The sequence below is a fragment of the Histophilus somni 2336 genome (assembly GCF_000019405.1).
Classification (GTDB): Bacteria; Pseudomonadota; Gammaproteobacteria; order Enterobacterales; family Pasteurellaceae; genus Histophilus; species Histophilus somni.
Genome location: NC_010519.1, coordinates 518,917 through 532,019 on the forward strand (window position 1 = coordinate 518,917; position 13,103 = coordinate 532,019).

Annotated in this window: 13 protein-coding genes; 7 read left to right on the forward strand and 6 right to left on the reverse strand. The window is 34.4% G+C overall.

Annotated features, from left to right (window positions below):
* The first annotated feature begins 126 nt into the window (after nucleotides 1–126).
* The 5 genes from HSM_RS02280 (at nucleotide 127) to HSM_RS02300 (ending at nucleotide 5,378) form a co-directional block, all read left to right on the forward strand.
* Nucleotides 127–477: a DarT1-associated NADAR antitoxin family protein gene (locus HSM_RS02280; protein WP_052292866.1), complete on the forward strand. Its 351-nt coding sequence runs from the start codon at nucleotides 127–129 to the stop codon at nucleotides 475–477.
* Between the two features lie 174 nt (nucleotides 478–651).
* Nucleotides 652–3,465: an ATP-dependent DNA helicase gene (locus HSM_RS02285; protein WP_012341285.1), complete on the forward strand. Its 2,814-nt coding sequence runs from the start codon at nucleotides 652–654 to the stop codon at nucleotides 3,463–3,465.
* Nucleotides 3,459–3,725 (forward strand): hypothetical protein, encoded by a 267-nt coding sequence (locus HSM_RS02290; RefSeq protein WP_012341286.1) that lies wholly within the window; start codon nucleotides 3,459–3,461, stop codon nucleotides 3,723–3,725. Before HSM_RS02285 ends, HSM_RS02290 begins: the two co-directional genes overlap by 7 nt.
* Nucleotides 3,726–3,734: 9 nt before the next feature.
* A complete protein-coding gene (locus HSM_RS02295) occupies nucleotides 3,735–4,571 on the forward strand; it encodes a DUF7017 domain-containing protein (RefSeq protein ID WP_041604995.1) in 837 nt (278 codons plus the stop codon).
* Nucleotides 4,572–4,757: 186 nt separating this feature from the next.
* Nucleotides 4,758–5,378, forward strand: a complete 621-nt coding sequence (locus tag HSM_RS02300; protein ID WP_041604996.1) for a hypothetical protein — start codon at nucleotides 4,758–4,760, stop codon at nucleotides 5,376–5,378.
* Nucleotides 5,379–5,995: 617 nt separating this feature from the next.
* Here HSM_RS02300 and udp read toward each other — a convergent pair.
* Entirely contained in the window at nucleotides 5,996–6,754 is a 759-nt protein-coding gene (gene udp / locus HSM_RS02305) for a uridine phosphorylase (protein ID WP_012341288.1), read from the reverse strand.
* A gap of 283 nt (nucleotides 6,755–7,037) precedes the next feature.
* Here udp and HSM_RS02310 point away from each other — a divergent pair, with 283 nt between their 5' ends.
* Nucleotides 7,038–7,856 carry a hypothetical protein gene (locus tag HSM_RS02310; protein WP_012341289.1) on the forward strand — a complete coding sequence of 273 codons (819 nt, stop codon included), beginning with the start codon at nucleotides 7,038–7,040 and terminating at the stop codon, nucleotides 7,854–7,856.
* Nucleotides 7,857–7,870: 14 nt separating this feature from the next.
* On the opposite strand, the gene HSM_RS02315 is transcribed toward HSM_RS02310, so the two are convergent.
* The 5 genes from HSM_RS02315 to celB are packed head-to-tail and all read right to left on the reverse strand — an operon-like array spanning nucleotide 7,871 to nucleotide 12,176.
* Nucleotides 7,871–8,179, reverse strand: coding sequence for a PTS lactose/cellobiose transporter subunit IIA (locus HSM_RS02315; protein ID WP_012341290.1), 309 nt, complete (start codon nucleotides 8,177–8,179; stop codon nucleotides 7,871–7,873).
* Entirely contained in the window at nucleotides 8,176–8,487 is a 312-nt protein-coding gene (locus HSM_RS02320; RefSeq protein WP_012341291.1) for a PTS sugar transporter subunit IIB, read from the reverse strand. Before HSM_RS02320 ends, HSM_RS02315 begins: the two co-directional genes overlap by 4 nt.
* Before the next feature lie 9 nt (nucleotides 8,488–8,496).
* Complete coding sequence (locus tag HSM_RS02325) at nucleotides 8,497–9,942, reverse strand: M17 family metallopeptidase (RefSeq protein ID WP_012341292.1); 1,446 nt, start codon at nucleotides 9,940–9,942, stop codon at nucleotides 8,497–8,499.
* Nucleotides 9,939–10,901, reverse strand: coding sequence for a N(4)-(beta-N-acetylglucosaminyl)-L-asparaginase (locus HSM_RS02330; RefSeq protein ID WP_012341293.1), 963 nt, complete (start codon nucleotides 10,899–10,901; stop codon nucleotides 9,939–9,941). Before HSM_RS02330 ends, HSM_RS02325 begins: the two co-directional genes overlap by 4 nt.
* Nucleotides 10,902–12,176, reverse strand: coding sequence for a PTS cellobiose transporter subunit IIC (gene celB / locus HSM_RS02335; protein ID WP_012341294.1), 1,275 nt, complete (start codon nucleotides 12,174–12,176; stop codon nucleotides 10,902–10,904).
* Between the two features lie 183 nt (nucleotides 12,177–12,359).
* Between celB and HSM_RS02340 the strand changes: the two genes are divergently transcribed.
* Nucleotides 12,360–13,091: a copper homeostasis protein CutC gene (locus HSM_RS02340; RefSeq protein WP_012341295.1), complete on the forward strand. Its 732-nt coding sequence runs from the start codon at nucleotides 12,360–12,362 to the stop codon at nucleotides 13,089–13,091.
* Nucleotides 13,092–13,103 lie beyond the last annotated feature (12 nt).

Here is a 13,103-nt window from a genome sequence, read left to right on the forward strand (position 1 = left end):
AGGTATGACAGAAGCATATTTGATAGAATCTATCAAGAGATTCATATCCCTTCAAACTATGTTTTCTGTGTTTGTCTCCTTTGGGTTGTAGGTGGTGGACCTGGCGGTGTTGCATTCGGATTGAAATTGGCATTTGGCGATTATGTACACTGCATTTTTGCTGAACCGACTCATTCACCTTGTATGCTAACAGCAAGTTATCGTCATGTGCCAGATGCTGATTTGCAGGGTGAATGGGAGATGACTAAATTTGTATTTAATAAAAAGGAATTTCCGTTAGAGCCGAAAAGCTTGTTTTATGACTGGTTATATTTAAATGTGTTGTTTTCTGAACACAATACAGCGTTGAGAGAAGATTTTTTTCAAACGGGTTATAACGCTTTTAGTGATATTGAGTTTAATCCTGAGAAATCGTTTAGTTGTCAGGCGCGTACTTTGGCATTGTGTGTATCGCTTTATGAAAATAATGCGATATAGGCTTTTATTCAGGATCCTGTGATTTTTTCAGCACAATATTCATTGTATCAAAAAGTAAATCTTGCACAGCAATCAGAACTTTTTTAGGAGAAATTTATGTTTTTATTTCAAAATATTGAGCATATTGAGTATGTATTCATATAAACTGATACATTCGTCGCTAAGGGTACAATTATGTCTGAAAATTTCTCACCACTCCAATCTATTGAACCTGATCTTTATCGTTTGGCAAAAGATGCTGGACATCACCTACATTCAGATCCACAATCTTCACTGATCAAATTACGTTGTTTTACCGAGCAATTTGTACTATTACTCTGTAAGCAGTTGCATATTGAATTAGTTGATAATGAAAGCTTATCAGATCGTATGCGTAAAGCAGATTTTAAAACCTATGTTCCAAAAGAGATTCAACAAAAACTCCATTTATTGAGAATAGCAGGAAATAAGGCTGTACATACTTCTTTCTCTCATCTAGATTTTTCAGAAGTGGCAGACTGTTTGCGTGAAGCCTATCTTTTAGGAAAATGGCTCTATCTTAATCGCGTTCCTACTACTTGTTACCCTGATTTTATCCTCCCAAGCCCTAATCACAGCATTGAACAATTGCAACAACATATTCTTTCATTAAAAGAAGAAAATAAAAAACTTAATGAACATAGCCAAAAAATAATAGCAGAAAATGCAAAACTACATTTATCATTTACAGAATTAGGAGAAATACGCCGAGTTCAAGCGGAAAAACTTCAAGAAAATACAGAGAAAGTAAATTTGGAGAGTGACAAAACACTTGCACGTTTAAAAAAATACAGACTACGGGATTGTTATAGCCAATTTAAATTAACCGATGGACAAAAAACATTAGAGGATCAATTAGATCAGTTTTTAGCAGATCCGAAACAACATATCTTTTTATTAAAAGGTTATGCCGGTACGGGTAAAATCTTTATTACCCTTGGTTTAACCGATTATTTAGATCTTATTGAACGTAGCTATTATTTAAGTGCACCTACTGGAAAAGCCGCTCGTGTTATATCCGAAAAAACCAGAAAAGGTGCATCGACCATTCATTCTGCCATATATAACTTGGACAAATTAGTGGAATATCAAGATGAAAAAGATCCGAAAACGTATAAATTCTATACCGCATTAAAAGTAAATACAGATATTTCTGATTGTGTTTATATTATCGATGAAAGTTCAATGGTAAGTGATGTTTATACTGATGGTGAATTTATGCGTTTTGGTTCGGGGTGTCTATTAAAAGATTTAATGGAATACATTAATATCGATCAAAATGATCATAATAAGAAAATTATCTTTATTGGTGATAATGCACAGCTTCCGCCGATTGGAATGAATAATTCACCGGCGTTGGATAGTAAATATTTAGCTACAAAGTACCGCTTGAATAGTCTCGAATATGAATTAACAGAAGTGGTTCGCCAAAAATCGGGGAGTGGTATTATTCAAAATGCGGTAAAAATTCGAGAATGTATCAATAAAAAAGAGTTTAATCGTTTAAATATGGATTTAAATTATCACGATATTCATCAAATCGAGGCGAAAGACACGATTCAAACTTATTTAGAGAGTTGTGGGCATAAGATAAATGACGAATCGATGATTATTGCTTGTTTAAATGCCGATGTGCAAACTTATAATGAAGCAATACGACAATACTTTTTTCCGGATAAATATGAAATTTGTCGTGGTGATAAAGTCATGTCATTACGTAATCGTAAAATTGGTGGGGTGCGTATTGCCAATGGGGATTTTGCTTTAGTTAGATGGGTATCAGATGAAACGGAAACAAAAACAGTGCCATTGAAGAAAAAATTAGAAAATGGCGAAGTGGAGACTAAGGTAATAGAACTCAACTTCCGAGATGTTGAGATCGGTTTTAGAAACACTGATGGGAAAGCGGTATTTGTTAAAACTAAAATTATTGAAAATACGCTTTATTCCAAAGATCCACAATTAAGCTCAGATGAACATAAAGCATTGTATATAGATTTTAGTATGCGAATTAGAAATGAAAGAGGGATTGAATATAGAAAAAATAAAGAGGAATTTAAAAATGCGATTTTAAGTGATCCTTATTTTAATGCACTACCTCTTAAATTTGGTTATGCGATTACTTGTCATAAAGCACAGGGTAGCGAATGGAATAATGTCATTGTGCAATGTAATAACACTCATCAAAATCAACATGCTTTAGGTTATTCTCGTTGGCTTTATACTGCGATTACTCGTAGTTCGAAACAACTCTATTTAATTGATCCGCCTAAATTTAATGCATGGGATAAATTAAAGAAAACTACTCCTACTTCTATTTCGCCAATTTTACTACAACCGCAGCTAGAAAAAACGGAAGAGAGGCCTAAAATGAAAAATGATCAAACAACAGCACCATTAAAACCGGCATTCAATGCTGCCGAATTATCAGCAATTTCTCAGCTCATTTATCAAACAGTATCTACTACAATTAATAATGCGGATATTATTAACATTGAAAGCAAACAATATCACGATATTTATACTGTGTTACAAGATCAACATAAAATCCGTTTTAAAGTTGCTTATAATGGAAAAAATCAAATCACCCATATTAACTGTATTGAAAATTTACAAGTAGTTCCATTATTGGAAAGTCAGTTAAAAACATTAGAAGGAAAAACATTTTTTATTGCCGCACAAGAAAAAAATGAAATTACATTTAGCTATGACTTTCTCAATGAATTTCATCAGCAAGTGATCTTTAATTTTCTAAGTAAAAATAAGATAACTATTTGCTCAGTAGATGAAAAACAGTGGAACATTCGTTATGAATTTGCCAATAAATCGGAAGGAACTGCGACTTTAGATATTTATTTTAATGGTAAACATGAATTTACCAATATCAAACCAATACAGCCTAAATCAACGTCTAACGAGTTTTTAGAAACTGTACATCGCCTTTTAATGTCGGAGTTGTGTAAATGTTAACTTTTACCAGTAAAGAAGTTTTTGCAGAAAGAAAAAATGGCAATGCCGAGCAAGCCTATAAAATGGCTAAACAGCTAATGGCAAATAATCCAAATGACGAATGGAATCAAAGAGCTTTAGCTTGGTGTTTAGTTGATCTGATAAAACATTCTACTCAACAACATCAAGAGGCGATACATTATATTAATGAATTTAAGCTAATTGATGTTGTAAAAAAAGATGAATTGTTAACGAAGCAATTAAATTACTTTGAGAAATAAAATGATCCATTGAACAATGAAATTAACCTCGCTAGAGAAGCTAGCAAATCGCGAAAATATAAAGAAGCTGCCAATATTTATTTTAAGATATTAAAACAACAACCGGATAACTTAGAAATTCAAACTAGCTTCGCGTGGAGTCTTTATTTTCTTGCTAAAGAAACATTAAGCCAATCATATATAAAAACTGAAAACATAAAACGTTATTTTTTTGAATACTTCAAACTTAACATTGAAAAAACATCAAAATTACATCACTGTTTTTTATTTCTTGCATTGAAATTGGTTAAGAATGAAAAATTAGCCAAAGAAAATAATATCGATTTTTCCGATTTTTGTTTAAAATGGAATTTAGATAATCTGAATTGGGAAGATTATAAAATACAAAAAATAGAAGGAAATGAATTTTCTCCCTTTGCTTTAGATATATTTAGAAATGCATTAAAAAGTGCAATAAATCATAATAATCATCAAAGTTTAGATTATTTGGTTCAATTTATTGAGGGTAAAAAAAGCCAGCTTCAAGGGGAAACTATTTGGCTGGAGTGGGATTTGGCTAAATCTTATCATTTTTTGAATCAGGATATATTAGCTAAAAATAAAGCATTTGCATTATTGAAATCGAAACCTAATGAATACTGGCTATGGGATTTCTTAGGTGATATTTATGCTGTGTTTGATAAAGAAACCTCGGCTGCTTGTTATGCTAAATCCATCACTTTACAAAAAGATATTGGTTTTATCTATAAAATAAAATTCAAACTGGTAAATTATTTTATTGCAAACGGTTATTTTGAAGCTGCAAAATGCGAAATTAAAGAAATTATTGATTATAAGGAGGCATAGACTCAAAAAACTCCGGAAGATATTTTATCATTAACGGAAAGCCAATGGTATTTATCCACTGAATGTGCTACTAATAATCAAACTTTCTATCAAAAACTTTCCAAGGAGGCAGAAGTCTTACTTTATAGCAATCTTCCTTGGATTGATGCATATTTAGGAGATATTTTTGAAAATAATGATAAGAAAATGTGTAAAGTGTTTATCAAATTTAATGAAATCCCAACGGAGATTTCATTACCTGAAAGCAAACTATCTTTAAAATCAGCAAAATCAGGGAAATATGCTCAACTTAAAGGGGAATTTGAGGGAGGTAAATTTAAGCTTTTTCTCTGCCGAGAGATTGATGAAATACATCAACATCAAAAAGATTTCTTTACTCGGAAAATAGCAATTATTGATAATATCAATCATGAGAAAAAAGTTGTGCATTTCTTAGTGAATGAAAAAATTGGTACGGTCGTTTCTATAAAAGAACTTAATTTTACCCCAAAAGTTGCTGATGTAGTTGAGATTAGCTTATCTCAGCATACTCTCAAAGATGGAGCAAAACGCTACAAGGTACATCATATTGAAAAAATCGAAAAATCAGCACCTAATGATTTACTAAAATGCTTTGATGAACAAATTCGGGAGAATAATGGCATTGCCTTTACAGAAGAGAGCGATATATTTATTCCAAGTGATATTGTTAAAAATTTTGAGTTAAGTGATGGAGATTGGGTTTTTGGTATCGCAATAAAAAATTACAATAAAAAGAAAAAGGAATGGGGATGGAAAGCGGTTAAAATAACATCTAAAGAGCTTTAAGTTGATTTTGATGGAGATATTTTATTCATAGATTAGATTTTTCCAAGACTTATTTAATCGGCAACAAGGTCATATATTTATCAATATGAATATCGGAAATTTTTTAAATCCAATAATTCCACTTTTTATGTCGTGCAGAGAATTATCCTAAGGCGTAGTTTTTCGTCTATGTCTTGCTCGTGTTTTGTTAGCTACTCCAAATAAAATGAATGTCAATGGGCTGATTATTTGAGGTATAGATGGCAAAAATGATGATACTACTACTGAAAGAGCTAGACTCCCCACGGAATTTTAGTAGCTCATCATGCCAATGTTGGTAGACCTTAGAATCAGGATTCGTCAAAGCTTGATGCCACCCTACACGTTGTGCAATGAACTGTCAAAGTCCTACATCAAGTCAGAACAGGTAACAAATCGCCCCAACTCTAATGGAACGGCTCCACATGGTACTTCTAAATAGACTTTGATATGATTCAACGCATAATCCAAAAAATCAAATTCGGGTAATTTAAATAAAGTTGCCATATACTGATTCAACAGCGGTTTTCGTTGAAATAGAGTTGATTTTGATAATATTACTTACTTCATACCCCGACAAAAAGTCGGGGTATTACGTTTTAAATCAGCAAAGTTGCTGCTTTTATGACAGCTTCAATAGCTTTCTGTTCAGTTTGATGAATGGTTTGTTCGTTTGGAATTTCTTGTTGAGTACGGTTTACGATTACACCTGATACCATACCTGCACGCAGTCCCAAAGCTGAACACATTGTAAATAATGTTGCACTTTCCATTTCATAGTTCATGACATTCAATGCTTGCCATTGTTTTAATGAACCTTGATAATGGCGACAAACTTTTCCGCTATAGGTATCGTAACGTTCTTGTCCTGGATAGAAGGTGTCTGATGAGGCGGTAATGCCGATATGAACACTATCTCCAGGTTCATTTGAAACAGCATGATGTAAAGCGGACATGCAATCAAAATGGGCAACAGCAGGATATTCTAGTGGAGCAAAATGACGGCTTGCACCATCAAGACGTACTGCTCCTGTGGTAATAAGAATATCTCCTACGTTGATGTGCGGTTGAATTGCACCCGTTGTACCGATTCTGAGGAAAGTTCGGATTCCCAGTTGTGCTAATTCTTCTACCGCAATAGAAACGGAAGGACCACCAATTCCAGTTGAGCAAACAACGACGGCTTTTTGATCTATATAACCCAACCAAGAAGTAAATTCTCGAGTTGAAGCTAAAAATTTCGGATTATCCAATAGACGAGCAATACGTTCTACCCTTTCAGGTGCACCTGGTACGATGGCTAACTCTGCTCCATCCAGTGAGGCTTTTGTTAAGCCAAGATGAAAGACATCAGACATAAAATATTCCTTTTGTTTATTGTAATATCTCTCAGTATAAAGCACCTCTGCAATTTCATCAATTCTTTCCTGTTGGTATAAAATATGGGAAGGTACAATATGAGTGTTAAGGTTGGACTCTAATCTTCTATAAGATTAGAATATTCCTTGAAATATAATTCCACCTGTTGGTAGAAAAATTGATTTTTTCACTGCTCTTTTTATTAGTATTTATTTTTAAAATATCGGTAAATGAGTATATCATAGAGTATGTTTTTATATATTTTTCATATTATTTTGGACTATGGATATAAAATTACATTTAAATGCAACTACGACACCAAAAATTCGAGCTTATTTACAAAAATCAGATAAATCAGATCTTGAATTAGCAGAACAGTTGGGTATTTCGGTTCAAACGGTACGTCGTTGGAGAAATAGGCAAGATGTTAATGATCGTTCTCATAGACCGAAAAAAATTAATAGAACTCTTTCTTTTGAACAGGAATATTTGATTTGCTATCTACGAAAATATTTCGCTTTATCTTTAGATGAACTTCTTGAAGCTGGAAGAAATCTAATCAATCAAAGAGTATCTCGAGCAGTTATTAGTCGTTGTTTAAAAAAATATGGTCTAAATATTGCTAATAAGAAAGATTTACCATCTCAAGTTGGTTGTACTTTTTTGGCAATGTTTCCCTTGCCTAAAGAGATTTCTAAAGAGGAAGATTATCTTTTTATTCTAATAGAGAAATTGACAGGATATATCAGTTGTGCTTGCTTGGACAGAAAACTACAGCGTCAACAAAGTATTATCAATTACTTTAAATCTAGTTTACCTTATGAAATTAAAGAAATTGAGTTAGCCGAAGATATTACTCATCATGCCATAGTACAGGCTTTTGCCAAAAAGACTAAAGTAGTTACGTCTACCTTAATTTTGCAAAGTGCGGTGAATTTTGAACAAGATTTTATACGGTTAGTATCAGGTTATTACACTGATAGCAGATTAGGATTTGATGCACAACTATTAAGATATGAAGAGTATCTGAATAAGCATCTTAAACGAAATCGCTTAAAAAAACTGTCCCCTTATGATTATCTTATGAAATATCGCCGGTAGGACAGTTAGTTTTTTTATTTTTTTCGATATAGCTCAATAAATTCTTTGATGATGTCCATTAACAAAACAGCATTCATTACATGATCTTGTGCATGCACCATAATAATAGTGACGGGTAGTTTCCCCTCACCTTCATCCTGTCCGATGAGTTCTGTTTGAGCGTGATGTGCTGCTAACAAAGCATCATCCGCCTGTTTAAGTAATCTATCTACTTCCTCAAACTGCTGTTTTTTAGCATGTTGTAGTGCTTCCATTAAAGCACTACGACATATTCCCGCTTGAAGAATTAAATTCATCAATTGCATTTCAAGTTGCTCACTCATTTTTCCTCCAATAAAGATAGTGCTTGTGCTAAAATTTTTTCTCCATCGGTCATGCCATAACTCATCATATCAATACAAGCGACAGGTTTGCCGAATTCTGCACCAATAGTTTGGCATTCTTGCAGCTTATAGGAAATTTGAGGACCTAATAGGACACAGTCAAAATCTTGTATTAATGAACGAAAGCTTTGCATACCCTTAGCTTCAATTTCAACGGGTAAACCCTGTGCTTCAGCTGCTTGTTTCATACGTTTAACTACTAAGCTGGTGGACATGCCTAAATCACAAATAAGTAAAATTCTTTTCATTTTTTCTCCCTATTTTGAAACATTATTTTTCAGAAATTGATAAAGTAGATGTAATGGTTTACCGCTTGAATAGATTCCTTGATCTCTAAATAAGGTTGTGCCGCTAATATCTAAATGAGCCCAAGTGCAGTCATTAACAAACCGACTAAGGAAATATCCTGCGGAAACACAAATCGCCGCATTATTTGGCGGAGTGTTGCAATAATCTGCAATATGGCTTTCCACTTGGCCGAGAAATCTATCATCACAAGGTAGTTGCCATATCGCCTCTTGTGTTTGTATTGCGGCTAAATTAAGTTGATGTAGAATTTCTGTATTATTTGTCATCACACCGGAAATATCATAACCAAGTGCTTTTACAACAGCTCCTGTTAAAGTTGCAACATCAATAATTACTGAGGGTTTTTGTTCAGCTGCGAATGATAATAAATCAGCTAAAATTAACCGCCCTTCTGCGTCTGTATTAATAATTTCAATAGTTTTTCCTGAATAAGATCGGACAATCTCTCCGGGGCGCATCGCTTTTTCATTTATCATATTTTCTGCTACACCGACAATAATACGTATGTTAATAGGCAATGAATTTTCTACAACGGTTTCAAGTAAGCCAATTAATAAGGCAGCACCACACATATCATATTTCATGGTTTTCATACCATCGCCTGTTTTTAACCATAATCCTCCTGTATCAAAAGTGATACCTTTACCAACGAAACAATAGGTCTGATTACAATCAGGGGAGCCTTGGTAATCGACTTGAATTAAAAAAGGGGGATGTAAACCGCTTTTACCTACGGCATATAAAGTGTTCAAACCATGGTTTTGTAGCTCTTCTGCATCTAAGCATCGTATGGAAAGTTGAGATTTATGTGCATAACTGTTTAATTTTTTTGCAATATATTCAGGCGTCGCAATATCGCTAGGCAGATCTGAAATTTTTCTGGCTGTTATCATACCCAATACTATTTTGCATAGTTCTAAATAATTATTCGATAGTTGCCGCTTTTGCTCCGGTGTTTCCACTATAACACCAAATTCAGGCGATGCGGCGGTCTCTTTAAAACCTAAATATTTTGGATGGTAAGAAAGGTTGAGATAACTAATAATCAATTGTTCATTGATCTGCCGTTCTAATTTTACGGTTTCTTTTCCCCAATGTAATAAGATTCTTTGTGCATCTGAGTGTGCCATTTTTTCCATCAAAAAATGACGTATTTTCCCCATTAAGTGTGGGTTTTCAGCCACTTCTTTTTTAGAAAAAGGTAAGCTATATAAGCCGGCATTCGATATATTTCTGCCTATCTCGATTTTGCTTTCCATGTCCAGTATAGAAAGCAGAGGTTTCAAGCAGGGTTGTTGCTGTAAAAAATCTCGATCTTCTTTCCAAAAAAACAACAAAGCGTTTTTTATCTCTAATTGGGTTTGCCAATCATAAAGCGGAAATTCAATGTTCATTTTAACTCTCCATGAATGCGGTCAAGATAAGCTTGTAGCCAACTTTCTGAGGCCGGTTCATATTGTGTAATTCCATTTTCTCGTTTAGCCAGATAAATGATAGGGTTATATTGCTCTGTTGATACGACAAAGGAAAAATTATCAATATTAGTTGATACACCGAACTCTCCTTGCATATTCATACATACAACCGACAAATCTCCTGCTGTTCCGTAACGTTCTAATAATCGTATTTCTAATTCATTGATTGTCGCATCAGCAGCTTGTTGTGGTGTCATCCCCTCTTTCATTTTTCGTACAATTTCATAACTGGTACAGCCTTTCATTAAGTCTTCCCCCAGACCTGTAGCTGTTGCCGCACCTATATGGGAATCAGCATAGAATCCTGAACCTGAGATAGGCGAATCTCCAACTCGCCCATGACGTTTCATAAATAACCCACTGGTAGAGGTACCCACACAAATATTATTATTTTTATCAAGTGCAATAATGCCCACTGTATCATGCCCGGAATATGGACTTAGTCCACGACCTAGAGTTTCTTGATAGCGTTTTTCATAAAATGTTTTAACACGGGGTGTAAGCATGTCTTTAGCAGGAAAACCTTTCTTTAATGCCCATTTTTCAGCGCCGTGACCTACCAAAAAACTATTAAAACGTTCATGACTTAATGCTTCGGCAACGAGAATTGGATTAGCGATATTACGCAAGCCGGCTACAGCTCCCAATGCCAGAGAAGTTCCATCCATAAAGGCAGCGTCCAATTCGACATCTCCCTCTTCATTGGGTAACCCGCCATAACCAACAGATTTATATAGAGGGTAATTTTCTACTTGTGTAACCGCAGTTAAAATTGCATCTCTTGCACTTCCTTTGTTTTTAAGTAATTCAACTGCCTGACAAAGTCCTTCAAATGCCATACGCCAAGTTGCAATCATCCCCCATCTTGAATTATTCATTTATACTTGTCCTTCTTTCATTCGATATTGCTTATCAATAATACGGAAGAATGGTAAATAAATCATTGCAGCAATGAATAAGTTGATTACTTGTATAAGTGCGCCGGAAATATGCCCAGTTACAATAAAACCACTTAAAACGGGCGGTAATGTCCAAGGGATATAAACTCCGGTTGTCGTCGCAACAATATCTAAATACATTGCAACATACTGTACTGTAGTAATAACTAAAGGTGCAAGATTGAATGGGATAAGCATAATTGGATTTAAAATAACGGGCAGACCAAATAAGACAGGTTCGTTGATGTTAAATACCGATGAGCCGGCAGCTAAACGTGACACTTTTTTAGCATGTTGGCTACGGGAAAAAATAAGCATTGCTAAGACTAAGGCGAGAGTTGAACCTGAACCTCCCATAAAGATCATATCAAAGAATTGTTCGGTAATCACATGAGGAGGGGTTAATCCATTTTGCATTGCTGCCAGGTTTTCAGCTTGATTATCTAACCAGAACGGTCGTAAGATTCCATTAACCATTGAACCTGAATTGATTCCTACCGACCATAAAATATCGATCATGAATACGGTCAGTAATGCACCAATATAAGAAGTACCAAAATGGCGAATTGGTGTAGCCAGCACGGTATATACAAATTCATGAATAGTATTATATTCAGTTTTCGAGAATAAAATCCGAATGCCTAATACTAAAATCATAATCAATAAGGCAGGTATCAGAGCTGAGAATGATTGTTGTACTGCCGGCGGTACGCCGTCAGGCATTTTGATCACAATATTTTTGCGAATGAGAAAGGCGAATAATTCGGTCCAAATGATTGCCCCAAGCATAGCAATAAATAAACCTTTTGAACCTAGCCATTGCGTTGAAATAACTGAACCGACGTTTTCAACTTTAACAAAAGGGGTCAAAATAAGGAATGCTGAGAGAGATAATATACCGGAGGAAAGTTTATCTATATTTAGACGTTCACCGAGTCTATAGGCAACCAGAAAAGCAATAAATATAGACATTGTAGAAAAAACAGCATTAAAGGGAATTTCTATGATATTATCCCAACCCTTTCCAAAGGTTGCGGTCATGAAATCTTTATAGCTTTGAGATGGAAATGAACTAATTACCAGTAAAATAGAACCAACAATGATAAAAGGCATAAACGAAATATAAGCATCTCGAATTGCTCCTAAATGACGCTGTTGGGCTAATTTACCGGCAGTCGCCATCAATTTATTTTCAATTTGTTTAAACAAGGACATAATAACCTCCAGTAAGTAAGAAATTACAAAACTTATTGTAGGTGATTTTTGTTTGAAAAAAGTTGATAAAGATCACAAAATTAAAAAAGTATCATATGATTAATTTTATTTTAATGTAAATATTATTAGAATATATTTAATTTTTTAAATGTTTAATTATGTGATACATTTTTTGAGGTTTGTATGGATATAGAAATATGTATTGATAATATTGAGTCAGCATTAATTGCACAAAATTCAGGTGCGGATCGTTTAGAAGTATGTGGATGTTTAGCGTTAGGAGGGGTAACTCCTCCTTATAGCCTGATCAAAACAGTATTGGATGTGTGTAACATTCCCTGTTATGTAATGATTCGTCCCAGATCCGGAGATTTTTTATTTAATGCACATGAAATAAAAATGATGGAGCAGGACATCCACATTGCGAAACAGTTAGGAGCTCAAGGTGTTGTTATTGGAGCATTAACCGAAAACGGTGAAATTGATTTATCAATTTGCCATCGTCTAATAAGTGCGGCTGAAGGTTTGGGGGTTACTTTTCATCGTGCGTTTGATCTTTGTAGCGATCCTTATCATGGTTTAGAACAGCTTATTGAATTGGGGTGTGAGCGAGTTTTAACTTCAGGACAGCAAAGGACGGCATTTGAGGGGAGATATGTTTTAAAGACCTTGGTACAACAGGCAAAAGGACGAATTAAGATTATGGCTGGTGCCGGCGTTAATCCAAATAATGCCTTGGAATTGGTAAAAATCAGTAAAGTTGATGAATTACATTTATCAGCCAAAACTTTTCGTCAGAGTTCAATGAAAGGTAATTCCAGTGTGACGATGGGAAATAAAGCAGAAGATGATTACAAAATTTGGACAACAGATCGAAATCAAATTATTGCCATAAAGAAACTTTTCCAAGAATAGAGGGGCATAAAT